Here is a 25925-nt window from a genome sequence, read left to right as displayed (position 1 = left end):
TTCACTCCTCATCCTCTTATCGTACCACTTCGATAAATATGTATAAGAGCGGCAACACAAACAATAGACTATCAAACCGATCCAAAATGCCGCCATGCCCCGGCAAAATCGCTCCCGAATCCTTCACGCCGTAATGGCGCTTGAACGCCGACTCGACCAAGTCGCCGAGCTGGCCGAACATCGAAAGCAAGAGCGCGAGCCCAATCGCCGCACCGAGGCTGTCGAACAGACCAGCCGTCCATTCGTAAACGGCAGCGATGGCAACAGCGGAGCCGATGCCGCCGATGGCACCTTCGATTGTTTTGTTTGGACTGATTTCCGGCCATAGCTTACGCCGACCGAACGCGCGGCCGAAAAAATATGCCCCGATGTCGGTCGCCCAAATGACAAACAGCGCATAGATCAAGTACGACAAACCAGCTAAACGGACGGCACCGAAGCAGAAAAATCCAACGCCGACATAAAGGACCGCCAACACGATAAATGCCGCTTCATCGAACGTCAGCGTATTTTTTGTCAAAACGGTGCCAACAAGCAACAAAAAGGCGAGAGCAGCAAGCACGCCAAACTTGGCGGACCCAGACGCCACCCACTCGTCACCATAGCTGGCGGGAACAAGCAACAGCCAAAGAGCCGCGAACCCGGCTCCCCCGGCGAATGACAGCGGGGACATCCCTTTCATCCGCAGCAGTTCAAACAACCCAACCGTAGCCAATATATATGTTACTATTATAAACGGAAATCCACCTAAAATAACAATCGGCAAAAAGAGCGCCGCCGCTATGACTCCGGTAATGATTCGCTGTTTCATCGTGCTGACACTCCTCCAAATCGGCGGTCGCGCTGCTGGTAAGCGGCAATCGCCTGCAAGAAATGTTGTTCAGTAAAATCCGGCCATAATACATCAGTAAACCAAAACTCCGTATACGCCAACTGCCAAAGCATAAAATTGCTTAAACGAATTTCTCCGCTCGTACGAATGAGCAAATCCGGATCGTCAAGCCCACCCGTCATCAAATAGGAGGAAATGAGTGACTCGGTAATGTCCCCCGGCGCGAGTGCCCCACGTTGGACGTCTTTGGCGATTTGCTGAACAGCAGCGGTAATTTCCGCCCGGCTTCCATAATTGAGCGCAAAGTTTAAAATTAGGCCGGTGTTGCCACTCGTTTCGTGAATGGCTCTCCTGACGGCTTGACGTGTATGATCCGGGAGCTCGTCTGTACGGCCGATCACTTGCACTTTCACATTCTCTGCGACAAGCTCGGGAAGAAATGTCGTCAAAAACTGTTCTGGCAGTTTCATTAAATAGTCGACTTCGCTTTTCGGACGTTTCCAATTTTCTGTTGAAAACGCATAAAGCGACAAAACGCGCACCCCAAGCTCGTTAGCAAAACGGGTAATTTTGCGCACAACTTGCATCCCTTCATAATGGCCGGCCACCCTCGGCAAAGCCCGCTTTTTCGCCCATCTTCCGTTCCCGTCCATGATGATGGCGACGTGGTTCGGAATCGGATGACTAAGCACATCCTCTTTCGTCAACAGGGCGTCTTTCTCTTTATTTTTCCACATTTTATTGAACATACGTGTCCTCCGCAAACGTGTTTTGCCTTTCCATTATAGCAAAAAAACCCTCCATCAACATAGAGGGTTTGCATCGTTTTCCTATACTTCCATCACTTCTTTTTCTTTCTCTTTTGTGATGGCGTCAATTTTGGCGATATGGCTGTCGGTCAGCTTTTGCACTTCGTCGGTATAGCTGCGCAGCTCATCTTCCGTAATCTCGCTATTTTTCTCGAGTTTTTTCAGCTCATCGTTTGCATCGCGACGGATGTTGCGCACCGCAACTTTCGCTTCTTCCGAATATTTTTTGACGAGCTTCGCCAGTTCACGGCGACGTTCTTCAGTAAGCGGCGGAATGACAAGGCGGATAACCGATCCGTCATTCGACGGCGTCACTCCTAAGTCCGACGCTAAAATCGCTTTTTCCATTTCTTTAATGACCGATTTGTCATACGGCTGAATGACAAGCATACGCGCTTCCGGCACGCTGATCGTAGCGAGCTGGTTGATCGGCGTTGCGACACCGTAATAGTCAACGGTTACTTTCTCAAGCAACCCCGCGTTCGCCCGACCGGCACGGACGGTCGCCAACTCGCGGCTGAACGCTTGCACAGCTTTATCCATTTTTTCTTTCGCCTGTTGGATCACTTGCTTTGCCATCGTTATTTCCCCCTTACGATCGTTCCGATATTTTCTCCTAATACAGCACGTTTAATGTTACCCTCTTCCGTAATCGAAAAGACGATGAGTGGAATATTGTTGTCCATGCAAAGCGAGGAAGCGGTAGAGTCCATGACACCGAGCCCTTGCTGAATGACATCCAAGTACGACAGTTCATCGTATTTGACCGCACTGGCATCGATATTCGGATCGGCACTATAGACGCCGTCAACGTTGTTTTTCGCCATCAAAATGACGTCCGCTTCAATTTCTGCTGCCCGCAGCGCGGCAGTCGTATCGGTTGAAAAATATGGGTTGCCCGTACCAGCGGCGAAAATGACGACCCGCTTTTTCTCGAGATGGCGAATCGCCCGCCGACGGATGTACGGTTCGGCCACTTGTCTCATTTCAATCGATGTCTGCACCCGCGTTTCGACGCCGAGCTGCTCGAGGCTATCCTGCAAGGCGAGCGCGTTCATTACCGTCGCTAACATCCCCATGTAGTCAGCTGTCGCCCGGTCCATTCCCATTTCGCTTCCTGTTTTTCCGCGCCAAATGTTGCCGCCGCCGACAACGATGGCGATTTCCACATCGAGTTCAGCCACTTCTTTTACTTGTTTGGCGATCGACTGGATCACTGCCGGCTGGATGCCAAATCCTTGTTTTCCGGCGAGCGCTTCTCCGCTTAGCTTTAAAACAACGCGTTTGTATTTTGGTTGTTCCATGTCAAACCTCCGTGATGATGCGAGTCGCTTTGAAAAACAGGGAACACGAGCGTGTTCCCTGTTGCGGTCCGTCATTGTTTTCTTACTTGGCTCATGACTTCTTCAGCGAAATTATCTTGACGTTTTTCGAGCCCTTCACCAACTTCGTAGCGGATGAACTGCTTCACGGTTGCTCCGCTCGATTCGACGTATTGGCGTACCGTCACATCCGGGTTTTTCACGAACGCTTGCTCAAGCAGGCAAACATCTTCGTAAAACTTTTTCAGACGGCCTTCAACCATTTTTTCAACGATGTTTTCCGGCTTACCTTCGTTCAACGCTTGTTGTTTCAACACTTCACGTTCGCGCGCAATCTCTTCTTGCGGCACTTCATCGCGCGAAACGTATTTCGGATGGAGCGCAGCAATATGCATCGCCACATCTTTAGCGACCTCTTCAGTTGCGTTGCCGGCTAATAATGTTAATACGCCGATGCGCCCGCCCATGTGCAAGTACGCGCCAAACGTTTCATCATCCGCTTTGTTGACAACAGCAAAGCGGCGGAGCGTAATTTTTTCACCGATTTTAGCAACTGCTTCGTTAATGTAATCTTGAACAGTGGAACCACTGCTCATCGTTTGTCCGAGCGCTTCATCAAGCGTGGCTGGCTTTTGTTTCAGCAGATGTGCAGCCAGCTCCTTAACGAGCGTTTGGAACGCTTCGTTTTTGGCAACGAAGTCCGTTTCCGAGTTTACTTCCAAAATGACAGCCGCATTGCCTTCCGTCGCGATGTATGTCATTCCTTCCGCTGCGATGCGATCTGCTTTTTTCGCTGCTTTAGCAATTCCTTTTTCACGCAGCCAGTCGATCGCTTTTTCCATGTCACCGTTCGTTTCGGTGAGCGCTTTTTTGCAGTCCATCATGCCTGCGCCCGTTTTTTCGCGCAGCTCTTTTACCATTTGTGCTGTAATCGCCATAAAAAGCTCCTCCTTCTCTTTATCCCATATATGTATCGATGTCGGCAGCGGGTGCCTGTTTTGCCCTTATTCGTTAGTATAGCCAAAAGTTGCTGATTTCTGTCTCAAAAAAAGGTGATAAAAGGCTTTCCCCTCTTATCACCTTTCCTAAGCTGTCTTACTCCGCTGCGACGGCTGCCTCTTCGCCTTGTTTTGCTTCAAGCACTGCATCGGCGATTTTCGACGTCAACAGTTTAACGGCGCGGATGGCGTCATCGTTTGCCGGGATGACGTAGTCGATTTCATCCGGATCGCAGTTCGTGTCGACGATACCGATGATCGGGATGTTCAACTTGCGCGCTTCCGCCACCGCGATCCGCTCTTTGCGCGGGTCGATGACGAACAACGCATCCGGCAGCTCTTTCATGTCTTTAATGCCGCCTAAAAATTTCTCGAGCCGCTCTTTTTCTTTTTTCAAGCCGATGACTTCTTTTTTCGGAAGCACGTCAAATACGCCGTCTTCTTCCATTTTTTCAATTTCACGCAAACGTTTAATCCGTTTTTGGATCGTCGCGAAGTTCGTCAGCGTACCGCCAAGCCAACGTTGGTTGACATAAAACATGCCGCAGCGTTCCGCTTCCTCTTTCACTGATTCTTGCGCTTGTTTTTTCGTGCCGACGAACAAAATTTTGCCGCCGTTGCCCGCTAATTCGCGCACAAAGTTATATGCTTCCTCGACTTTTTTAACCGTTTTTTGCAAGTCGATAATATAAATACCGTTGCGCTCCGTGAAAATGTATTTTTTCATTTTCGGATTCCAACGGCGAGTCTGATGTCCGAAATGGACGCCAGCTTCAAGCAGTTGTTTCATCGAAATCACTGACATGTATGCTCCTCCTGTTTCCTTGTGGTTTTTGTACCTCCGCCTGTCTCATCTTTCAGCAAGACTGGCCTCGCCAGCACCGTTGCTGAAATCATCAGGCGTGTGTATTCACACCATGTAAAAATATATCATAATCGCCGGTGGTAAATCAAGCTGTTATTCACTCGTTTTTCGGTCAAATTTCAACAGCAGTTCCACTTCCGTTTTTCCTTTTTGCAGTTTTTTGGCAATCTCCTCAATCGTCGCCCCCTCTTCATGTAAACGGCGAGCGGCATCAGCCGCGCTGGCGGACGGTGAAAGGTCTAGCACATCTTCGATCGCTTCAATGTCCGGAAAATAATCGAGCGCCACGTCACGGTCGTTCTGTCCCGTTTGCGCGATTTCTCCGTTTTTTTCTTCCGCCCCGCTTTCATCCGTGGGCGATGTAGGCGATGCTGATCCGCTGCCGCCGCTTGCTGAGCGCGGTGCAGGTGCTGCTAGTTTTGAAGCCAGTGGCTGCTTGGCAGCCCCGGCGGTTGTTTTCGTCCGAAGCAACGCGTCAAGCTCGCCCAAAAAACGCTCGTTCTCTTCTTTCCAGGCGACAAGGTGAGCCGCCATCGCCTCCTCGAGCTCTTCCGCCCGCTTTGCTGCGCGCTGTTCCGCCTCGCCAAGCCGCGACAGACGCATGTAAAGCAAAATGATGAGCAAAAAGGAAAACGCATGTAACAGCAAGCTGATAGCTAGCCAAAATGCTCCCATGATGTTCACTATCCTTTAATGTCAATCGTTTTTCCTTTATAAGGATGGCCTCCGAACCGCGACGCCTCCCACCTTGCACGGGTGCCTGTCCGCTTGTCCGTCACTTGGCGGCGTGCCCGCTCTGTCCGTTTTTCGCTGGCCTCCGCCATTTGCGCCTGCACAGTATAAGGATAGTGCTGCGCAGCAGCATGCATACCTCCCGCTTCCGGCACTTTTGGCATCACACTTTGCAACGCAGGCAGCTGAATATCCACCTTTCCACTTCCTTTCCCCTCATTGCTCCTCAGCAAAAAAACGGCGCAATTTCCACAGCGCTTTGGCATGAATTTGGGAAATTCTTGATGTGGACAGCTGCAGGATGCTCCCAATTTCCGTAAACGTGAGTTCCTCTTTGTAAAACAAGCTAATGACAAGCTGCTCTTTTTCATTCAACTGTCCGATACCCACGGCCAGCTTTTCGACCATTTCTTGCTTGACGACTTGTTCTTCCGGAAGTACGGCGCGGTCGTCGCGGATCGCAAGCGGCTCATCGTCCTCTTCACAGGCTGTCTGCCCGAGCGAAAGCCAATTGGAAAAAAACGTTTCATTGACCGCTGCCTGCACTTCTTCTTCCGTCATTCCGAGCTCGGCGGCAACTTCTTTCGCCGTCACCGACCGCATGTACCGTTGCTCAAGCCGCTCAGCCGTCTCTTCAATTTTTTTTACTTTGTCGCGCACACTGCGCGGCAGCCAATCTTCTTTGCGCAAACCGTCGAGGATGGCGCCGCGGATGCGAAACGATGCATATGTGTCAAATTTCAAATCGCGCGATGGGTCAAACTTTTCAAGCGCATCGTACAAACCGACAAGCCCAAGGCTGACCAGCTCTTCCTTCGGCACGGAACTCGGCAGCGTGGCGGAAAGCCGCTGCACATGGTAAGAAACGAGCGGCATATAGCGCTGTACGAGCTCCTCGGCCGCATGCCGGTCGCGGCCGTTGACCCAGTCGTCCCAATATTTCTGTTCGTCTCCTTTTAGCGTTAGCGCGCTCCCCATCGTTCTCCCCCTCGCCTTATGGAAACGGCATTATATTTCTTTGATTTCTTGACTAGCCGTGCGAATGGACAGCATGCCCGTTTGTGGATTAAACTCGATCGTCCGGCCGCTATGGCCTCCGACATCCTCAGCAACAACAGGAATGTGCAACCGCTCGAGCTGCCTTTTCACTTCTTCGACGTTGCGGGCGCCAATGCGCATCATATCTCCACTAGTTGAAGAAAACGAGAACATTTGCGCCCCTCCAGCCAGCTTCGCTTTGAGCATCGCTTTTCGCCCACCGGCGGCGATGACGAGTTTACAAAGCGCTTCAACCGCCGTGTCAGCATATTTGGCTTCATTGACGACCCCTCCGCGCGCCATCGAAGAATGTGGAAGCATAACATGCGCCATGCCGGCGATCGCTTTTCCGCTGTCATAAATGACGACACCTACGCACGATCCAAGTCCACATGTGCGAATGACGGTTGGGGCTACAACGACTTTCATCTCCGCGATGCCGACTTTGACCGTTTCGATCGCCCTCATCCGCCATCCACACCTAATGCCCGAAAGATGGTGGAAAACGACTCCGGATCGGGGAGGAGAAAGAAATGGCCGTCGATGCTTTCATTCGGCTGTCGCTCATCGTAAATGGCCGTATCGATCAAAATGGCGTAATCGCCGACACAAGACAGCTCAAGCAAACCAAACGACAGCACAGCTCCGATCATATCCACCGCCAGCGCCGGCACGGATGGCTGCAAAGTAAGCTGGGTAAAATCGGCGAGCGCTGATAAATACGAACCGGCTAAAATATTGCCAAGCTCCTGAAGCGCCGAACATCCGAGCTCATGGGCCTCCCCTTGAAACGAAAACGAGTCGTCGCCGATCATCCGGCGGACAAACCGATCCGCCTGTTCCGGCGGCAGCACGAAAAACATATTCCCTGGCGCTTCCCCCTCGATGCGCAAATAAACACACGCGACGACTTGTTCCGGCCCGCCGATCAGCTCCATCATCTCGGCAAACGTTGCAACTTGGACGCGCGGTACGGCCATTGTAATTTTTTTGTTTAATAGCGTCGACAAGGCGGTTGCCGCATTGCCAGCCCCGATGTTTCCGATTTCGCGTAAAACGTCGATATGCATCCCTGTCAAATTGCAAATGTCATCCAACCGACAACGCCCCTCTCTGCGATTTATTGACCAAGCACTTTCGCTAAATCCAGCAAAATGAGGAGCCGTTTCTCTATTTTCGCCACCCCGTAAATGTAGCTCGCTTCGATGGCTCCGATCGCCTCCGGAGGCGGCTCGATGCTCGCTCCCGGAATATCGATAACATCGTTCGCCGCATCGACGATCAGCCCCACTTCGACATCCCCAAGGGTGACAATAATCATCCGTGTCTGTTCTCCATACGGTTCAGGAGCAAACCCAAACCGCTCGCGCAAATCGATAATCGGCGTCACGACCCCGCGCAAATTGATGACTCCTTTCACATAGTGGGCCGTTCCCGGCACGCGCGTAATCGGCTGCATTTTTTCAATCGAACGAACGTGCTGTACCGGCAGGGCGTACTCTTCTTCTTTCAAGCGAAAAGCAATCACTTTCCAGTCTGTTTGAACGTTGGTGTTCATTGGCCACTCCCCCCTTTTTCTATTGAGATGTAGATGGAATAAACCATCATTAGGCGCACCGCTTTTGTTCATATTTTTTCGGCCAACGATAGTGGCACATCCATATTCCTCACTAACACGTCGCTGCAGAGCTTTTTAGTAGACTATCAACATGCTTTTTCCATTGCCCACCGTGGCGTGAGTACGCTGCCTGTTATTTTACAAGCGCATTGCAATCGATAATCAGCGCCACCCGACCGTCTCCTAAAATTGTCGCACCAGAAATGGCGAAGACAGAAGATAAATAGTTTCCAAGCGATTTTAGTACAACTTCCTGCTGTCCGATAAATGAGTCGACCGCCAATGCTGCCAGTTTTTCCCCTTTCCGGACAATGACGGCCGCCACCGCATCCCCCTCATCGGATGCGTTCGGTACGGAAAACACGTCTTTCAGCCGGACGAGTGGCACGACTTTACCGCGGAAGTCAATGACCGGCTGGTTATGAGCAGAGAAAATATCTTCTTTCTTTACTAACGCTGTCTCCATAATCGATGACAGCGGGATGGCATACGTCTCAGCAGCGATTTGAACGAGCAGCACGGAAATGATCGACAACGTCAATGGCAGCTGGATGGAAAAAAGCGATCCTTTTCCAGGCTGCGAATCGACGGTGACCGTGCCGCCGAGCGATTGGATCGTGCTTTTGACTACATCCAATCCGACGCCGCGCCCGGAAATATCGGAAATGCGGTCAGCGGTGGAAAATCCTGGAGAAAAAATCAACCCATACACTTGTTGGTCGGTCAGGTGGGCCGCTTCCTCCGCTGAAACGATGCCGCGGTCGATCGCCTTTTGCAACACTTTCTCCCGGGAAATGCCGGCACCGTCGTCCTCAATCTCAATAAATACATGGTTGCCGCTATGGTAGGCGCGCAATTTGACCGTCCCTTCCTCCGGTTTTCCGCACGCCACCCGAATGTCTGGCGCTTCAATGCCGTGGTCAAGCGCGTTACGAATCAAATGGACGAGCGGGTCGCCAATTTCATCGATGACCGTTCGGTCAAGTTCCGTTTCCGCTCCGATAACATCAAGGCGCACTTTTTTGCCAAGTTCACGGGCAAGTTGCCGCACCATGCGCGGAAAGCGATTGAACACAGTTTCGACCGGCACCATGCGCATGTTTAAAATAATCGTTTGTAAATCGCTTGAAATGCGCGACATCCGTTCCACCGTTTCGGTCAGTTCAGGGTGGTTCAAATCGCGGGAAATTTGCTCAAGCCGTCCGCGATCGACAACTAGTTCTTCGAACAAGTTCATTAACATATCAAGCCGTTCAATATTGACGCGGATTGTCTTCCCTGCCTGTTTCGCCGCCAGTTTTTCCGCCGCCTCTGCTTTAGTCTGCGTCGCTGCAACTTGTCCAATGGCGGTCGACACCGGCGGTTCAAGGTCGTCCTGTTCTCCGCTTTTAGCAGATGGCTCATCGACCGTCACCGCGGCGATCTCGACCTCGTCGATTTCAGAAATGCTCATCAGCCGCATTCGCAGTTCATCAGCCGGCGTTTTCGATACAACGGTGACGAGAAACTCTTGATCAAACTTCTCTTCCTCGAGCATGTCAGCCGGGGGTGTCGATTTTACAATTTCCCCTGCTTCATTGAGCTGCTCAAACACCATGTACACGCGTGCAGCTTTCAACATGCAGTCTTTACGAAGGCGAACGCGAATTTCATAGATAGAAAATCCTTGATCTTTTGCCTGTTGCAACACATGGTATTCAAACTCCCCGTATGTATGCTCGAGGGGCAATTGTTCGCCTGCTGTCGGTTTGTTCGGCATCTCCCCTTGCTCAATTCGTTTCAACTGTTCGACCGTCTCGCCCACATCGCGCTTCCCATCGCCGCCTGAGGCGATCGATATAATCATCGCTTCCAAATGGTCGACAGCTTGAAAAACAACATCAAGCAGTTCCGGGGTAACGATGAGCCGCTGATTGCGGATGCCATCAAGCACATTCTCTAGTTGGTGCGTCAAATTGGCCAAATCTTCAAATCCCATCGTGGCCGACATTCCTTTTAGCGTATGGGCCGAGCGGAAAATTTCATTAACAAGAGCCATATCACCCGGGGTTTGTTCGAGTTCAAGCAGCCGCTCGTTGATCGTTTGCAGATGTTCCTTGCTTTCATCAATAAAGATGTCTAAGTATTGACTCATATCCATCCCATGTTCCCCCTCATTCCCCGATCGATTGGACGATGGCGGCGGCAATGCCGTCAAGCGGAGTAATGACATCGATGACACCGGTCTCGATCGCCGCCCTCGGCATCCCATAAATGACTGCTGTCTCGCGCGCTTCGGCGATCGCTTCCACGTCTCCGCTTTCTTTCAACTTTTTCAGTCCCTTCGTCCCATCTGCTCCCATTCCGGTCATGATTACCACCACTTTCCGGCAGTGGTGAATGGCGGCAAGTGATTCGAACAACACGTCAACGGCTGGGCGGTGGCCGGCGCGCGGCGGCGACGCATCAAAATGGGCTTTCAGCACACCGTTTTCCTCCCTGACGGCAAGATGAACACCGCCTGGGGCGATATAAGCAGTGCCATTTCGCAGCACCTCCCCATCTTCTGCCTCTTTGACAGTTATGGCGGATAGTGCGTCCAGCCGGTTGGCAAGCGATTTCGTAAATCCTTTCGGCATATGCTGGACGATGACAACTGGAGCGGCCAAATCGGGCGGCAACTGCGTCAGCACGGTTTCTAAGGCTCGTGGGCCGCCGGTTGAGGTGCCGATGGCGACGATCGCTTTTTCGACGTGCGCCGTTTTGTCGAGTGAACGCCAAGGTCCGACTTTCGAGCGCCGGACGGTGAGCGCCCTTATGTTCGCTTCGCTTGCATGCAACACTTTTCGGACTAGTTCATCCCTCACTTTGTATAAATCAAGCGAAAGCGAACTAGACGGTTTCGCCACAAAATCAACGGCCCCATATTGCATGGCGGTTACCGTATTTTCCGCCCCTTCCTTCGTCGTGCTTGATACCATGACGACCGGCAACGGCTTCTTCTCCATGATATGCCGCAATGTTTCCAGTCCGTCCATCACTGGCATTTCGACGTCGAGCGTCACAACATCAGGGTGAAGAACAGCGATTTTCTCAAGCGCCTCTTGACCATTGCGGGCCGTTCCGATGACTTCAAGGCGCGGGTGTTCGGACAAAAAATCGCTGATCCATTTGCGCATAAACGCCGAGTCATCGACAACAAGCACCTTGATCGTCTTCATTGTCCGTCTCTACCTTTCTAGGAAAAATTGGCGCAGTTTGGCAAAAAAGCGACTCGCCCGCTCCGTCCCTTCCTCCCGCTGCGGCGCATAACGGAATGCCATTTGGCGCACCGCCTTGCTCGCTTTCGCTGCTGGATCAAGCAATACAAACGGCGTTTGGCTGACAACCGCGCGAGCGACCGTCCGATCTTCCGGAATGATGCCAAGCAACGCAATATCTTTGTTTAAAAACCGACCGGTGACGTACTTCAGCCGCTCAAAAACTTCATACCCTTCCCGCTCCTTGCCGGCGCGGTTGACAATGACGGAAAACGGCGCCTCGCTGCCGGCAGCGTGCATATATTTCATCATGGCATACGCGTCGGTCATGGCGGTCGGCTCCGGTGTTGTCACCACAAATACGTCGTCAACCGACTTTAGAAAATACAACCGTTCCCCTGACGCCCCCGCCCCCATGTCAAAGATGAGGTAATCATACTGTGACGCCACGGCCTGCAGTTCGGTCAAAAAGCGGTCGATGCTAGCCGTATCAAGCCCCTGCCATTGTGCCGCTCCCGTTCCCCCGGCAATGTACGATAGATGTTCCGGACCGCTTTTTACTAGCTCTGAGAGCGGCAGTCGGGCCGAAAACCAATCGGCCAATGCCAACGACGATGACTCGCCGAGCAAAATATCGATGTTGCCCATGCCGATGTCCATATCGAGCAGCAAGACGCGAAACCCGAGCTTAGAAAGCGACAGCGAGAAATTGAGCGAAACGTTCGACTTGCCCACCCCGCCTTTTCCGCTCGTCACCGCGATTGTCCGCGGCGACGGCTGCTGCCGGAGACGGCTCAGCTTGAGACGAAGCTGTTCTGCTTGATCTTTCATCATCGCTCCGCTCCAAACAACAGCTGAACAAGCCGGTCGGCCGATGCTTCCATCATGTCGTCCGGCACGTTTTGCCCGTTCGTAAAATAGGCGGCGCCAAGCCGGCTGTCGAGCAGCAAGTTGAATACAGCTCCGTACGAGTCGGTCTCATCGAGTTTGGTGATGATTAGCCGATCGAGCGGAAGACCGGAAAAGCGGTCATAGACAGCTTTCATGTCGTCATATTTTCCGGTGGCGGCAAGCATAAGCAACGTTTCCGTCTCGCTGTCAAACTCGATCGTTTGCTGCAATTCAGCAACATATTTTGGGTTGCGGAAATTGCGTCCGGCTGTATCTACAAACACGAGGTCGCAATCGGCTAGGTTTCGCTTCGCTGCCCGGAAATCATCGGCATTGTAACATACTGCAAACGGAGCATGTAAAATGTGCGCATACGTCTTCAACTGATCGATGGCTGCAATTCGGTACGTATCCGTCGTAATGAAACCGACTTTTTTTCCTTGTTCAAGCACAGCGCGCCCCGCCATTTTGGCAAGCGTCGTCGTCTTTCCAACCCCGGTCGGGCCGAGCAAAATCACATATTTTTTTTGCCTTGCAGCTTCGGCAAACGGAAGCGACGACAACATGTCACGCACCGCCTCTTTCGCCCATTCAGAGACGACAGCCGCCGAGCGCTCCCCCTTGTCGGTGTACCACCGTTCAAGTAAGCGGTCCATCACTTCGCGAACGTAACTTTCCGCCATTCCTTGCCGCACAAGCCGTCGCTCCACCTCAGCTAGCGGCGGGGGGAACACCAACGAAGGCGAGCCGCTAGCCAACTGACGGACGAGCGCTTTCATTTCCTGCAGTTCTCCCGCAAGCAAGTCATTTGCCTTTTCCCACCCAGCTGCTAATGACCCATTAGTGGGTGCTGCCACATCCGGCGAACGCGGCGGCAATGGATCAGGGTCAACGCCCGCTAACACTTCGATCTTCTTTTTCGCAAACAAACCGAAAAATCCGCCGGTACGGGTCTCTTTCGAGTGTAAAATGACCGCATCGCGACCGAGCTCGGCGCGAACCATTTTCATCGCTTCATTCATGGACGGGGCGATAAATTTTTTCACTTTCATTCCATTTCCACCATCCCCACACTTTGGACTTCGACATCCGCTTCAAGCTCGTTATACGACAGCACCGGGATCGTTGGAAAATGGCGCTCGGTCAGCTGGCGGACGTACATGCGCACCGCCGGAGAACAGAGCAAAATCGGCGTTTGACCGGCAAACGGATAGCGGTCAAGCGCTTGGGACACCGACTCAACGAACGCCTGCGCCCGCGTCGGATCAAGCGCCAAATAGCGGCCGTGCTCTGTTTGCTGCACAGCATCAGCAATGATTTTTTCCACTTTGCCGGATAACGTAATGACCCGCAACGGCTCGCCCGGCACGGCGTATTGCCCGGTAATTTGCCGCGCCAGCGCTTGGCGGACATATTCGGTCAACAAATCGGTGTCTCCGGTCAGGCGGGCAAAATCAGCAAGCGCCTCAAAAATCAGCGGCAAGTTGCGGATCGACACTTTCTCTTTCAACAGCTTGGCAAGCACTTTTTGAACATCGCCGATCGACAACGGATTCGGGGTCACATCATCGACAAGCACTGGGTACGATTCTTTCAAATGATCGATCAGCTGCTTCGTTTCTTGGCGGCCAAGCAATTCATGGGCGTGGGACTTAAGCACTTCCGTCAAATGTGTCGAGACGACCGATGGAGGGTCAACAACCGTATAACCGAGCATTTCAGCGCGGTCTTTCATCGCCTCAGAAATCCACTTCGCCGGCAGGCCAAACGCCGGCTCGACCGTTTCAATGCCGTCGATCGAACCATCGTCGACGCCAGGGCTCATCGCTAAATAATGGTCTAGCAGCAGCTCGCCACGCGCCACTTCTTCACCTTTAATTTTTACCCGATATTCGTTTGGCTGAAGCTGAATGTTATCACGAATGCGCACAACTGGGACGACGATGCCGAGCTCGAGTGCAAGCTGGCGGCGGATCATGACGATCCGGTCGAGCAAATCTCCACCTTGAGCCGCATCAGCAAGCGGAATGAGCGCATAACCAAACTCAAACTCAATCGGGTCGACATGCAACAGTTGAATGACGCTTTCCGGGCTTTTCAATTCGTCCGCCGCCGTTTCCTCTTCCGGTTCGGCCCCGACTGCTTCCTCGTGCTGTTGTCCCCGAGCAAACCGGTAGCCGCCGAGCGCCAACAGCCCAGCGATCGGCATCGTCAATACGTCACTAATCGGTGTAAGCAAGCCGAGCAAGAAAATCGTTCCAGCAGTGACGTACAACATTTTCGGAAAAGCAAACAGCTGACGCATAATATCGCCGCTTAAATTGCTGTCGGACGCCGCCCGGGTGACAATAATACCGGTCGCGGTCGAAATCAACAACGCTGGAATTTGGCTTACAATCCCGTCACCGACCGTCAATAATGTGTAACGTTTCGCCGCCTCGGCCATCTCCATCCCTTGTCCAACGACGCCGATGATCATGCCAAATAACATGTTGATAATGACGATAATCATCCCGGCGATGGCGTCGCCTTTGACGAACTTGCTCGCCCCATCCATAGCACCGTAAAAGTCGGCCTCTCGAGCAATCTTTTCCCGCCGCTGCCGCGCTTCCTGCTCCGAAATCATGCCGGCGTTTAAATCGGCGTCAATGCTCATTTGTTTTCCCGGCATCGCATCGAGCGTAAAGCGGGCCGCCACTTCGGAGACACGTTCGGCCCCCTTCGTAATGACGATAAACTGAATGATGATCAAAATTAAGAATACGACAAATCCAACGACGACATCGCCACCGACGACGAACGTCCCGAACGTTTCGACGACTCCCCCCGCTTCTCCTTTACTCAAAATCGCGCGGGTTGTTGAGACGTTCAATCCTAATCGAAACAAAGTCAGCACTAAAAGCAATGACGGAAAAATGGAAAATTCAAGCGGTTCTTTCGTGTTCATCGCCGTCAGCAAAACAAGTAAGGCGAGAGAAATATTGATGATGATCAAGATGCTGAGCAGCCATGTCGGCAACGGGATGACGAGCATGGCAACGATGAGCACGACCATAAGCAAAACTGATAAATCTTTCCATTGCGCTTGCATGTTTTTCTCTCCTTGCTGCTACACATTTCGTTTGAGCCGGTAAACGTACGCCAAAATTTCCGCCACTGCCTTAAAAAACGCCTCTGGAATCATATCGCCGACCTCCGTCTGCCGGTAAAGCGCTTGGGCGAGCGGACGGTTCTCGACGGTGACGACACCGTTCGCTTTGGCAATTTCCTTAATTCTTAGGGCGACATAGTCCGCCCCTTTCGCCACGACAACCGGCGCTTCCATTTTTCCGTCTTCATATTTGAGCGCGACAGCATAATGGGTCGGATTTGTAATCACAACGTCCGCGTTCGGCACTTCTTGCATCATCCGTTTCATCGCCATTTCGCGCTGTTTCTGTTTGATGCGTGACTTAATAAGTGGATCGCCTTCCGTCTTTTTATACTCGTCTTTAATGTCTTGCTTCGACATGCGAATATTTTTTTCAAATTCAAACCGTTGGTACAAATAGTCAAACAACGCTAAAAATAAGAGCGATGCCGCGGCATACAGCCCCATTTTCACCGTCAAGCCGCCAATGACAGCGAGCATGGCGCCCGGCGGTTTGGAAACAAGCGCCAGTAGCTCGTTTCGTTCGAAAAACAGCAGCGTAAAGACAACTGTGCCGATGATTCCAGTTTTTAACATCGACTTCAACAGTTCGACAATGGCGCGCAGCGAAAAGAACCGCTTCATTCCTTTCACCGGGTTGAGCCGATTCCAATCCATTTTCAGCGGTTCAACGGTAAAAAGGGCGCCGATTTGCAAAAAGTTGGCCAGTCCGGCCGCCAGCACAGCGGCAGCAAAAAACGGAGCCAAAAGGAACGCCGCATGGCGGAGCCAGTCGAGAAACAGCAAATGAAGCGAATCGATCGTCAGCGGGACAGACGCGTAATCGGACAGCGCGCGGGTGAACAAACGCAGCAATCCATCGCGCTCGTATGCCCCCGCCAAAAACAAGGCAAGAAACGTAGCAAGCAAAACGGCGGCGGCAACCGCGTCACCGCTTTTTGCCACCTGCCCTTTTTCCCGCACTTCTTGCCGTTTGCGCGGCGTCGCCTTTTCCGTTTTTTCTCCCGCAAAAAATTGCAAATCAAGCCGCCAGCAGCCCATCTTACGCGCCTCCTAACAACCGCATAAACTCGCGCAGCGACGCAAACATGAGTTGAAACAGTTCACGGGCGGAAAACAAAATTCCTCCGATCGCTGCAAACAACAACAAAAATGCCGTCACCGTTTTGAGCGAAAAACCAACGGCAAAAATGTTCATTTGCGGCACTGCACGAGCGATGATGCCAAGCGCCACATCGACTAAAAAGAGCGATCCGACAAACGGGGCAGCCATTTGTACGGCGACGACAAACATCGCGGCGAAGGCGCGAACAGCATAGTCGACAGCCCGCCCATCGGCAATATGCGGCCACCCGTCAAGCGGCAGCCACTGATAGCTGTAAAACATGCCATCAAGCAGCAAATGGTGTCCGTCAAGCGCCAGCAAAAGCAAGAGTGCTAACGAGTGAAGATACTGGCCTAACAACGGGCTTTGCGCCCCGGTTTGCGGATCGATGACATTGGCGATGGCAAAGCCGATTTGAAAGTCAATCAACCCACCGGCAATTTGCACCGCTGCCATAATGGTTGCCGCAAGCAGCCCAAGCGCCAGCCCGACGAGCACCTCTTTGAAGACAAGCAACATATACACATCGTTCAATGACAGTGTCGGTTTGGGCACCGCCAAAAACAAAATCCAACTGAAAAAAAACGCCAACCCGATTTTATATGAAGCCGGCACCGTCCGGTACGAAAAAAGCGGCATCGCAGCAAAAAAAGAAGCGATGCGGGCAAAGATAAGCAAAAATGCCGGAAAGTGAGTCCATAATTGTTCCATGATCGATCAGCCTATAAATGAAGCCAAATTATTGAAAATATCATGGGCGTATGACACCATTTTCGAGAGCATCCACGGCCCGAACAACACAAGCCCGAGCAAGACAGCGATAATTTTCGGCACAAAAGTGAGCGTCTGCTCTTGAATTTGCGTCGCCGCTTGAAAAATGCTGACGACAAGACCGACAATAAGCGACAGCAACAAGAGCGGACCACAGACAATCAACACAATATAGACACCTTGCTCAGCAAGGCGGATAATCAAATCGGCACTCATGGACGCCACCTATCTTTATTGAAAACTTTGCAACAATGATTTGACGACTAAGTACCAGCCGTCAACAAGAACAAACAACAAAATTTTAAACGGCAGCGAAATCATCACCGGCGGCAGCATCATCATCCCCATTGACATTAAGACGCTGGCGACAATCATGTCGATGACTAAAAACGGAATAAAAATCATAAAGCCCATTTGAAACGCCGTCTTCAGCTCGCTAATCGCAAACGCTGGCACGAGCGCAGTCAACGGGATGTCGTTGACCGTTTTCGGCTGTTCAGCGCCGCTGTATGATAAAAACAGCGCCAAATCTTGCTGCCGTGTGTGCTTGCTCATAAACTGCTTAAGCGGAATGGCAGCACGTTCGTACGCCTCATCCAAATCAATTTTTTCGGCAAATAACGGCTGCAACGCCTGATCATTGATGTCTTTCCATGTTGGCGCCATAATGAAAAATGTCAAAAACAACGCCAACCCAATCAACACTTGGTTCGGCGGCATTTGCTGCGTGCCGAGCGACGTACGCACGAACGACAGAACGATGACAATGCGTGTAAAACACGTCATCATAATTAAAATGCCAGGAGCAATCGACAAGACAGTGAGCAACAGCAGCAATTTCACCGATGTCGACACATGCTCGGGAGCCATTGAATTAAACATATGGACAAATTCATTCATCGCCCGCTGTACCTTCCTCTTTCAGCCGCTTTAGCCACTCATTGCGCTTTTCGGCCATTTGTTTCATTTCCTCGGCAAGCAGCGCCGAAAACGAGGGAGCCGTGCTCCCTTCCGATTTTGATTTTGCCGCCCAATACTCACGAAGCCGGAAGCGGAAGCGGCTGAAATCAGCCATCCGTTCAAGCCGTTCGTTATGTTGCGCCAGCAGCTCATTAATCTCGTTTTCATCGCTAATTTCCCTCAATAGTTGAATCGAATCGCCGACGCCGATGACAAGCAGCCGGTTGCCGACTTTAATGAGCTGGACGGAACGGTTCGTTCCAACACTCGTCCCGCCAAGGTGCTCGATGACACCTTTTTGACCAGAAACGAATGGCTGGCGGCGGGAAAGCCATTTCAGCAGCACATAAAGAAGAATGAGAACAAAGGCGGTCGCTCCAATGAGCCGGAGCACATCGGAAGCAGAAACGGCATCAGCTGTTTTACTGGCCGATTGTGTCTGTTGCCCGGCCGGCGTTGACGGCCCGCACGCATCCGGTTGCTGCAAGCAGTCGGCAACCGTCGGGCTTTGGGCGGCCAATGCCGGCGATGCACTCAACACAATAGCTGTCATAAACAAAGCTGCCGCCCATCGCCATATTGCCATCAATACCATCCACCTCTTATCGCTTATCCGAGCGTTTTGTTAATCGCTTCAATGACGCGATCTGCCTGAAATGGCTTGACAACGAAATCTTTCGCCCCCGCTTGGATGGCGTCAATCACCATCGCCTGTTGCCCCATCGCTGAGCACATAATGACTTTGGCGTTGCTGTCGATTTTTTTGATTTCTTTCAGCGCCGTAATCCCATCCATCTCCGGCATCGTAATGTCCATCGTCACAATGTCGGGGCGCGTCTCTTTATATTTCTCGATCGCCTGCCGCCCGTCAGCTGCTTCGGCAACGACCTCATGCCCGTTTTTGGTCAAAATGTCTTTAATCATCATCCGCATAAACGCAGCATCATCGACGACAAGTATTCGTGCCATGTACGCCTACCTCCTATAATGACTATTATTTTAGCCGTTTTAACCGATCGTTTTGACTGACAATATCAGTGATGCGCACACCGAAGTTTTCGTCGATCACGACAACCTCGCCTTTGGCGATCAACTTGTTGTTGACAAAAATATCAACCGGCTCGCCGGCCAGCTTATCGAGTTCAATGATCGATCCGGCCGACAGCTGCAAAATTTCTTGCACTGAACGCTTCGTTCGCCCAAGTTCGACCGTCACTTGCAAAGGCACATCAAACAACAGCTCTAAATTGCGCGCCTCCGTTGCAGCAAGCGGTGGATCGTCAAACTCGGCAAAATCAGCCGCTTGAATATGTCGCTCAGCCACGCTTTCTTCTTCCTTAGAACGCCCCCCGACCGGCTCATTTGTGAAGCGGCTCGCAGCCGAGGAGAACTCGCCATCGCTCGCATGGGCATAAGCAGGCGCCGGTTGTAGCTCTTCACGTGGCACCGCGCCCGCGGACGATGGGTCAATGTTTTCCTCTTTTTCTAATGTTCCGGCCGCCTCCGCCGACGAACCGAGCAGATGGGTGACGAGCTCTTTGGCAAAATCGATGGGCAACAGCTGCATAATGTTCGAGTCAACTAAAGCCCCGATTTTCAGCCGGAACGACACTTTAATGAAAAAATCCTCGTCCGGCAAATATTCCAATCCTTTTCCTTCGGTCAAATCAAGGAGATGGAGCGTCGGCGGAGAAATATCAACTCGTTTGTTAAAAATGGTCGACATCGATGTTGCTGCTGAGCCCATCATTTGATTCATGGCCTCTTGAACGGCGCTTAGCTGAATCTCGCCGAGCGAACTGTCAGCTGTCGTTCCGTCACCGCCAAGCATTAAATCAGCAATAACGGCCGCATCTTGTTGCTCTATGACAAGCAAATTCGTCCCGAGAAACCCTTCGGTATAGTTGACTTGGATGGCGACATACGGCCGTGGAAACTCGTCAGCAACCCGTTTCCGCTCAACGACAGACACGCTCGGTGTCGTAATTTCCACTTTTTGGTTCAATAACGTTGACAGCGCCGTCGCCGAACTACCGAAGGAAATATTGCCGATTTCCCCAATAGCATCCTGCTCGAGCGGGGTGAAAATATCATGGAGCGCCGGAACGTGATCGCTATCGTCCATTCCGCGCAATAAGGCATCGATTTCGTCTTGCGACAACATTCCATCATTCATCATAACTTTCTTCGCCCCCCTCGATCATCGCTAAAATTTGCACCGCCAGCTTCTTGTTCCGCTTCCCCGGCTGGCCGATAAATTTCGGGATATGGCCGATTTTGACAACAAGCGGTTCATGAATCGACTGCTTGAGCTGAATAACGTCTCCCACCTCGAGCTGAAGAAATTCGCCGACGGTGACGACCGCTGTGCCAAGCTCAGCGACAATCGGCAATTGGGCTGCGCGGATGCGACGTTCAATTCGTCCCGCTTCCTCAGGGGAACGTTCCTTTTTTTGCGCCTGCATCCAGTAGTGCACCGATAGCCGCGGCATAATCGGCTCTAAAACGACGTGTGGAATACAAACGTTCATCATGCCGCGCGCTTCGCCAATTTGCGTGTTGAGTGAAATGACGACGACCGTATCGTTCGGCGCGATCATGCGCAAAAATTGCGGATTGACTTCAAAATCAACGAACAGCGGATCGACCTCGGCTACCGACTCCCACGCATCGCGCCAATGGGCAAACGCTTTGTCAAACAGGCTCGACATGATGCGTGTTTCAATTTCGGTTAGATGCTCCACTTTGTCCATGCTTGCACCGCGTCCGCCCATCACCCGATCGAGCATGGCGTACGCGATGTTCGGGTTCACCTCAAGCAGCACATGCCCGTCTAGCGGCGGCACTTCAAAAACGTTAATGATCGTCATCTTTGGAATGGAACGGACGAACTCTTCGTAAGGAATTTGATCAGCCGACGCGACCGAGATTTGCACATATGTACGCAGCTGGGCGGAAAAAAATGTTGTCAACAGACGGGCAAAGTTTTCGTGAATGCGCGTCAAGCTGCGAATTTGGTCTTTGGAAAATCGAAGCGCCCGCCGGAAATCATATGTTTTGACGCGCCGCCCTTCCTCTTCCTTTTTTAGTTCTTCCGCACTCATTTCCCCAGCAGAAAGCGCGGCAAGCAGTGCGTCAATTTCACTTTGCGACAATACTTCCCCGGCTGTCATGTCACCTTCCCCTCTCTAGATGGCAGGCTACTGGAGGATAAAGGAGGTAATGTAGACGTTCTCCACTTTCCCTTCCTGCATCAATGCGTTAATGTCTTGCTTGAGCCGCTCTTTCAGTGCCGCCATTCCTTCCTTACCTTTAAAGTCGGCTGCCTTCATTTCCGAAAGCCGCTCAATGATCACATCTTTAATTTGAAAATCGCGTTTCTCCGCCTCTTCTTTTCCTTTGTCGCTATCAGTCTGGATTTTAAATGATATTTTAATATAACGCCCATCAGCCAAATTCGTCGTCATTTCCGGGATGTCGATGGAGCTTTCAGCGAGCTCATCAGCGCTTGGCTCCCCTTGTTTTTCACCACCCGCCATTTTCATGACCATCACAAGCGCCACGGTGCCAGCTAAAGCGATGATCGCCAGCATAATGACCATCGTTTGGATTACTTTATTCCCTTTCACTGTCCAATCCTCCTGCTTCTGGTAAGCGAAACACGCCGATCTGCCGGTAAAATTCGCTTGCGAGCGCCGCCACTTGCTCAACCGTTTCGCGAACGACGAACTTTTTCCCATTCGTCAGCGTCACGGTCGTGTCGGGAAACGCTTCGATTTGCTCGATGTAAAGCGCGTTGATCATAAACCGTTTACCGTTGAGCTTCGTTAACGAAATCATCGGTGAGCGGGCGTTAGGAGACCGCTAACGCCCTCCCTCCTATTCTATTTTTTCAAGTTGACCAACTCTTGCAAAATTTCATCCGACGTCGTAATGATGCGCGTATTCGCTTGGAAACCGCGTTGGGCAACAATCATTTCAGTAAATTCTTCAGCAAGGTCGACGTTGGACATTTCAAGAGCATCGGAGACGAGTTTTCCGGTTCCGTTGGCTCCCGGCACTCCTATCTGCGGATCGCCGGAGTTCACTGTCTCACGAAATAAGTTATTCCCTTCCTTTTCCAAGCCATCCGGATTGGCGAACTTCGCCAATTGAATTGTCCCTACAAGTTGTAAATTGCCTGTATCATCCACAATGGTAACATTGCCATCAGCCCCTATGCTCAAACTTTTCGCATTGGAATCAATTTTCAGTGGCCCTCCATCACCAAGCAAATATAGACCATTGGCATTCACAATATAACCTTCCGAATCAAGATAAAAGTTTCCAGCTCGCGTATACATTTGATTGTTGCCGTTAGCATCACCAACAATGAAAAACCCATCCCCGGAAATCGCCAAATCAAGAACACGCCCTGTCGTCTGCAAGCTGCCTTGCGTATGAATCGTATCAATAGCAGCAAGCTGTGAGCCAAGACCAACTTGGCGCGGGTTGGTTCCACCACTCGCAGCGCTCGGCCCACTCGCACCAGAGATCGTTTGACTCATTAAATCTTGAAAAATCGTTCTTCCTTTCTTAAATCCATATGTATTGACATTGGCAATATTGTTGCCAATCACATCCAACTTCGTTTGGAAATTGCGCATAGCACCAATACCGGAATACATGGAACGAAGCATCGATTTTCTCTCCCCTTTATCCTTTTTGTTCGACTTTTGTCACCACATCAGCGGCAATCGTCGTTCCGTTATTCAGCTCAAGGACAATTTTTCCGTCTTTTTGCATGACCGATTGAACGACCGCGCTCATTGTTGAATCATCCTCTTGCCAATGCACCGTTTTCCCGATCCACTCGCTGTAGCGCAAAAGTGCGTCACGCCCACTTGCTTGCATCCATTGCTGCATGAGATTGGCGATATTCATCATTTGCTCGAGCGACGAAAAACTCGCCATTTGCGCAATAAACTCTCTATCTTCCATCGGGTTGAGCGGGTCTTGATTTTGCAACTGGGCGAGCAAAATTTTTAAAAAATCGTCTTTCCCTAAAATTTGATCTCCCGTTTTTCGTTCCGGCTGAACAGCGTTGGCCAACCATAAATTTGAGTCAATTGCGTTCGTTGCCATTTCCACCCCTCCTATACATCCGCCTCGATCCCGTCTAATGCAAACGGAGAAGAAGGCGATGGCTCCCGCCTTTGTTCTTGCTGTGATTCGCCATGTTGACGGCCGCCTTGGCGCTTCTCGGAATACGGCGGCATGGAAGAACCTTCAAAATCGGTCCAAACCGTCCATTTTTCGACGGTGATGTAACTCGCATCAAGCAGCTGGGCGAGCTGCGGCAGATGAGCTTGAAGCAGCTCTTTCACCGCTTCGTTCGCCACAAGCAGTTTGGCAGCGAGCTTGCCGCCTTCGTGCACCATTTTCACTGTAACCGTCCCGAGATGTTCCGGATGGAGGCGAATAACGAGCTGCGTTGCACCGTTTGGCAACTTCATCCATCGCCCCAACCGCAAGGCACGGGCGACTTGATCAATCAGAGAGCTGCCGTTACCAGCTTCTGTTCTGCTTGCCTGACTGTCCGAACTAGCGTCAACAGACAACAGTGAGGTCATGTTTGCTGAAAAAGTCATATGACCGTCCGGCACAAAATGATTCTCTCTATGCGGTCCAAACCGTTGTTCACGAGCAAACGAAGCGGAGAGCGGCGCAAGACGAGCTGCTTCGTACTCCGCTTTCTGAGCTACCAGCGGAAAGAAAGGTTCGATTGATGTGTTTGCGCCGTTTAGCCTTATAGCCTCTTCGCCGAGATTCCTATATGCCCACCCGTTTCGTCGCCCCACACTGTCCAGTGCGTTGCTATCATCAACCGCTTGGAACAAACGTTGGATCGCAGAAGATTGTATGTTTTCGATTCTCTCGGCGGTCGGTCGGGTTTCTCCATGATCAAGCAGCAACATCATGTTTCTTATGTCCCTGCCCTTTACGTCCGCAACGATGAAAGAGTCATTATGTCCCTTTTCCCCCTTGACCACTGTCAGTAAACGACCGTCGCTTCCTTGTGCAATGCTTTGGGCAGGAGATGCCCCTTCCTCTTGCAGAGCGAACCAGACTGCCTGCTGGGAATCGGCGTTCATTGCCCTCTCCCCGCCGCTCTGCTTGCCTTTGCCGTACTCTTCGAACATGCCATCACTTTGCTTGCCTCGGCCTTTTTCACTCATCCCCGCCAGCAAACGATCGTCGCTTCCTTGTGCAACGCTTTGAGCAGAAAAAGTTCCCCCCACTTGCATGGACAAAACGGGCAACTCAGCTGATTCGTCCTGCTCATCTGTCCTTTCCGTTTTGTTTTCCGACAAAGAGGGCAGTCGATCCTCCTCTGTTTCAACCGGTTGTGCTTCAGCCTGCTTGCTCGCGAGCAGCGCCGCGAATGCGTCAGCCATTCCCGTTTCCTTTTTTGTCGTCGTCGGCGTCATTTCAATGCTCATAGATCGCGACAAGCTTGCTGCGATCACCGTCTTCATTCGACCACCTCCTCTCCCGTTTCCCATTTACTCAACGACGAAAGCAAATTCGCCGCCTGTTCAATCGGCATTTGCTCCAAAATGGCGGCTGCTTTGTCGCCCTCAAGCCGACTTAGCACATCGAGCGCTTCACGGTTCGGCAGCTCGGCTAAAATGGCGGCCGCCTGTTTCTCCGACATCGCTCCATACATAGCCGCAATATCGTCCGCCGTCACAGTCGGCGTGGCAGCGTGATTGGCTTGTTCGTTTGGCTCCTCATCTGGCGCCGATAGCCGGGCGATTTCATGCTCTTTGACAGTCAGCTCGTTTTGCAGCTGTCTAATTTGTTTTTTCTGCCTAGCAATCGTCTCTTGTTGCTGTTCAATCGTCTGTTGCTGTGTCGCGATCGTTTTCTCTAGTGCTCTCTCCTTCTTCTTCCAGTCAATCCATTCAGAGATCAAGGGCACGTTCGCCGTCCATTGTTTTGTTTCTGCCGCCACATCGATGCCAGCCACCTTTATGATTAACAAGAGGAAGAAAGCGGCAAATAAACTCGGGATGACAATGACGAACAAAATCCATTGCCATCGGTTTGGCTTTTCTTCTTGTTGGACTTTGCTGCTTGTCATCTATAACTCCCCTTGCCGTGCAAAGCGTTGAACAGCCAATTCGTCGAGAAAGCGGCTTTCTACCTCTTTCTCGCGTTGCTCGATCCACTGCTGCACACGCTCACGCATTTTTTCATATTTTTTTACTTCAATATTCAATTCGGTCAGGCGCTGCTGCCGGCGCTGCATCTGCTCGCGCGCTTGCATGACGATGAGCTGATAATGGTCGATGGCCCGCTGTAAATTTCCGATATATTGCAACATATGGCGGATCGCCCCGATCGATAAGCCAGTCTGCAGCTGTTCATCGCGTTCCGCTTCACATTTTTCTTTTTCCTTGAGCAAGTTATACAACGCCTCGGCCGCTTGTTCAAACCGGCGAACCGCCTCTTCGTACTCGCTGAGCGCCTTCTCTTTTTCTTTTTCTTTCATTGTCAATACTTTGTGCAGTCGAAATGTTGGCGTCACGCCTGCTCACCCTTTCAGCGC

32 protein-coding genes are annotated in these 25925 nt (G+C 51.6%); all 32 read right to left on the bottom strand.

What is annotated here, in order from left to right:
• Nucleotides 1-16: 16 nt before the first annotated feature.
• Entirely contained in the window at nt 17-811 is a 795-nt protein-coding gene (locus tag IC804_RS16085; protein ID WP_008878554.1) for a phosphatidate cytidylyltransferase, read from the bottom strand.
• Entirely contained in the window at nt 808-1581 is a 774-nt protein-coding gene (locus IC804_RS16080; RefSeq protein WP_008878555.1) for an undecaprenyl pyrophosphate synthase, read from the bottom strand. The genes IC804_RS16085 and IC804_RS16080 overlap by 4 nt, the downstream gene beginning before the upstream one ends.
• 81 nt (nt 1582-1662) lie before the next feature.
• A complete protein-coding gene (frr, locus tag IC804_RS16075; protein WP_008878556.1) occupies nt 1663-2220 on the bottom strand; it encodes a ribosome recycling factor in 558 nt (185 codons plus the stop codon).
• 2 nt (nt 2221-2222) lie between these two features.
• Nucleotides 2223-2945: a UMP kinase gene (gene pyrH, locus IC804_RS16070; protein ID WP_008878557.1), complete on the bottom strand. Its 723-nt coding sequence runs from the start codon at nt 2943-2945 to the stop codon at nt 2223-2225.
• A 71-nt stretch (nt 2946-3016) separates the two neighbouring features.
• Nucleotides 3017-3901, bottom strand: coding sequence for a translation elongation factor Ts (tsf, locus tag IC804_RS16065; protein ID WP_029760479.1), 885 nt, complete (start codon nt 3899-3901; stop codon nt 3017-3019).
• Between the two features lie 157 nt (nt 3902-4058).
• Nucleotides 4059-4766 (bottom strand): 30S ribosomal protein S2, encoded by a 708-nt coding sequence (gene rpsB / locus IC804_RS16060; protein WP_011887147.1) that lies wholly within the window; start codon nt 4764-4766, stop codon nt 4059-4061.
• A gap of 153 nt (nt 4767-4919) precedes the next feature.
• The gene (locus IC804_RS16055) at nt 4920-5501 is read right to left on the bottom strand and encodes a hypothetical protein (protein WP_060475756.1); all 582 of its coding nucleotides are present in this window, start codon (nt 5499-5501) and stop codon (nt 4920-4922) included.
• An 8-nt stretch (nt 5502-5509) separates the two neighbouring features.
• Complete coding sequence (locus IC804_RS16050) at nt 5510-5755, bottom strand: hypothetical protein (protein ID WP_081157105.1); 246 nt, start codon at nt 5753-5755, stop codon at nt 5510-5512.
• Nucleotides 5756-5774: 19 nt separating this feature from the next.
• Nucleotides 5775-6536 carry a FliA/WhiG family RNA polymerase sigma factor gene (locus tag IC804_RS16045; protein WP_081157104.1) on the bottom strand — a complete coding sequence of 254 codons (762 nt, stop codon included), beginning with the start codon at nt 6534-6536 and terminating at the stop codon, nt 5775-5777.
• Nucleotides 6537-6566: 30 nt separating this feature from the next.
• The gene (locus IC804_RS16040) at nt 6567-7064 is read right to left on the bottom strand and encodes a chemotaxis protein CheD (protein WP_081157103.1); all 498 of its coding nucleotides are present in this window, start codon (nt 7062-7064) and stop codon (nt 6567-6569) included.
• On the bottom strand, nt 7061-7693 hold the full coding sequence (locus tag IC804_RS16035) for a chemotaxis protein CheC (RefSeq protein ID WP_008878564.1): 633 nt from the start codon (nt 7691-7693) through the stop codon (nt 7061-7063). The genes IC804_RS16040 and IC804_RS16035 overlap by 4 nt, the downstream gene beginning before the upstream one ends.
• A 23-nt stretch (nt 7694-7716) precedes the next feature.
• Nucleotides 7717-8154, bottom strand: coding sequence for a chemotaxis protein CheW (locus IC804_RS16030; RefSeq protein ID WP_008878565.1), 438 nt, complete (start codon nt 8152-8154; stop codon nt 7717-7719).
• Nucleotides 8155-8347: 193 nt separating this feature from the next.
• Nucleotides 8348-10354, bottom strand: a complete 2007-nt coding sequence (locus tag IC804_RS16025; protein ID WP_008878566.1) for a chemotaxis protein CheA — start codon at nt 10352-10354, stop codon at nt 8348-8350.
• 13 nt (nt 10355-10367) lie between these two features.
• Nucleotides 10368-11414, bottom strand: a complete 1047-nt coding sequence (locus IC804_RS16020; RefSeq protein WP_081157102.1) for a protein-glutamate methylesterase/protein-glutamine glutaminase — start codon at nt 11412-11414, stop codon at nt 10368-10370.
• Between the two features lie 9 nt (nt 11415-11423).
• A complete protein-coding gene (locus IC804_RS16015; RefSeq protein ID WP_081157101.1) occupies nt 11424-12287 on the bottom strand; it encodes a MinD/ParA family protein in 864 nt (287 codons plus the stop codon).
• Nucleotides 12284-13396, bottom strand: a complete 1113-nt coding sequence (flhF, locus tag IC804_RS16010) for a flagellar biosynthesis GTPase FlhF (RefSeq protein WP_081157100.1) — start codon at nt 13394-13396, stop codon at nt 12284-12286. The genes IC804_RS16015 and flhF overlap by 4 nt, the downstream gene beginning before the upstream one ends.
• Nucleotides 13393-15435, bottom strand: coding sequence for a flagellar biosynthesis protein FlhA (gene flhA / locus IC804_RS16005; RefSeq protein WP_060475752.1), 2043 nt, complete (start codon nt 15433-15435; stop codon nt 13393-13395). Before flhA ends, flhF begins: the two co-directional genes overlap by 4 nt.
• Nucleotides 15436-15453: 18 nt before the next feature.
• On the bottom strand, nt 15454-16536 hold the full coding sequence (gene flhB / locus IC804_RS16000; protein ID WP_011887144.1) for a flagellar biosynthesis protein FlhB: 1083 nt from the start codon (nt 16534-16536) through the stop codon (nt 15454-15456).
• 1 nt (nt 16537) lies between these two features.
• Complete coding sequence (gene fliR / locus IC804_RS15995; protein WP_081157099.1) at nt 16538-17311, bottom strand: flagellar biosynthetic protein FliR; 774 nt, start codon at nt 17309-17311, stop codon at nt 16538-16540.
• 6 nt (nt 17312-17317) lie between these two features.
• Nucleotides 17318-17587, bottom strand: a complete 270-nt coding sequence (fliQ, locus tag IC804_RS15990) for a flagellar biosynthesis protein FliQ (protein WP_008878573.1) — start codon at nt 17585-17587, stop codon at nt 17318-17320.
• 15 nt (nt 17588-17602) lie between these two features.
• On the bottom strand, nt 17603-18271 hold the full coding sequence (gene fliP, locus IC804_RS15985; protein WP_008878574.1) for a flagellar type III secretion system pore protein FliP: 669 nt from the start codon (nt 18269-18271) through the stop codon (nt 17603-17605).
• Nucleotides 18264-18917 (bottom strand): flagella biosynthesis regulatory protein FliZ, encoded by a 654-nt coding sequence (gene fliZ / locus IC804_RS15980; RefSeq protein ID WP_041264339.1) that lies wholly within the window; start codon nt 18915-18917, stop codon nt 18264-18266. The genes fliP and fliZ overlap by 8 nt, the downstream gene beginning before the upstream one ends.
• Before the next feature lie 23 nt (nt 18918-18940).
• The gene (locus IC804_RS15975; protein ID WP_008878576.1) at nt 18941-19300 is read right to left on the bottom strand and encodes a response regulator; all 360 of its coding nucleotides are present in this window, start codon (nt 19298-19300) and stop codon (nt 18941-18943) included.
• Between the two features lie 25 nt (nt 19301-19325).
• Complete coding sequence (fliY, locus tag IC804_RS15970; protein WP_081157098.1) at nt 19326-20510, bottom strand: flagellar motor switch phosphatase FliY; 1185 nt, start codon at nt 20508-20510, stop codon at nt 19326-19328.
• The gene (fliM, locus tag IC804_RS15965; RefSeq protein ID WP_008878578.1) at nt 20500-21504 is read right to left on the bottom strand and encodes a flagellar motor switch protein FliM; all 1005 of its coding nucleotides are present in this window, start codon (nt 21502-21504) and stop codon (nt 20500-20502) included. Before fliM ends, fliY begins: the two co-directional genes overlap by 11 nt.
• Nucleotides 21505-21531: 27 nt before the next feature.
• Nucleotides 21532-21960 carry a flagellar basal body-associated protein FliL gene (gene fliL, locus IC804_RS15960; protein WP_029760469.1) on the bottom strand — a complete coding sequence of 143 codons (429 nt, stop codon included), beginning with the start codon at nt 21958-21960 and terminating at the stop codon, nt 21532-21534.
• Nucleotides 21947-22171: a flagellar FlbD family protein gene (locus tag IC804_RS15955; RefSeq protein ID WP_008878580.1), complete on the bottom strand. Its 225-nt coding sequence runs from the start codon at nt 22169-22171 to the stop codon at nt 21947-21949. The genes fliL and IC804_RS15955 overlap by 14 nt, the downstream gene beginning before the upstream one ends.
• 44 nt (nt 22172-22215) lie before the next feature.
• Nucleotides 22216-23010: a flagellar basal body rod protein FlgG gene (flgG, locus tag IC804_RS15950; RefSeq protein WP_081157097.1), complete on the bottom strand. Its 795-nt coding sequence runs from the start codon at nt 23008-23010 to the stop codon at nt 22216-22218.
• Nucleotides 23011-23026: 16 nt separating this feature from the next.
• A complete protein-coding gene (gene flgD, locus IC804_RS15945) occupies nt 23027-23455 on the bottom strand; it encodes a flagellar hook assembly protein FlgD (RefSeq protein WP_008878582.1) in 429 nt (142 codons plus the stop codon).
• Nucleotides 23456-23466: 11 nt separating this feature from the next.
• Nucleotides 23467-24849, bottom strand: coding sequence for a flagellar hook-length control protein FliK (locus IC804_RS15940; RefSeq protein ID WP_081157096.1), 1383 nt, complete (start codon nt 24847-24849; stop codon nt 23467-23469).
• Nucleotides 24846-25457 (bottom strand): MotE family protein, encoded by a 612-nt coding sequence (locus tag IC804_RS15935; protein ID WP_081157095.1) that lies wholly within the window; start codon nt 25455-25457, stop codon nt 24846-24848. Before IC804_RS15935 ends, IC804_RS15940 begins: the two co-directional genes overlap by 4 nt.
• A complete protein-coding gene (gene fliJ / locus IC804_RS15930; protein ID WP_081157094.1) occupies nt 25458-25904 on the bottom strand; it encodes a flagellar export protein FliJ in 447 nt (148 codons plus the stop codon).
• Nucleotides 25905-25925: the final 21 nt, after the last annotated feature.

The organism is Geobacillus sp. 47C-IIb (assembly GCF_014679705.1).
Lineage (GTDB): Bacteria > Bacillota > Bacilli > Bacillales > Anoxybacillaceae > Geobacillus > Geobacillus thermodenitrificans.
This window is presented reverse-complemented; position numbering and strand designations above follow the sequence as displayed.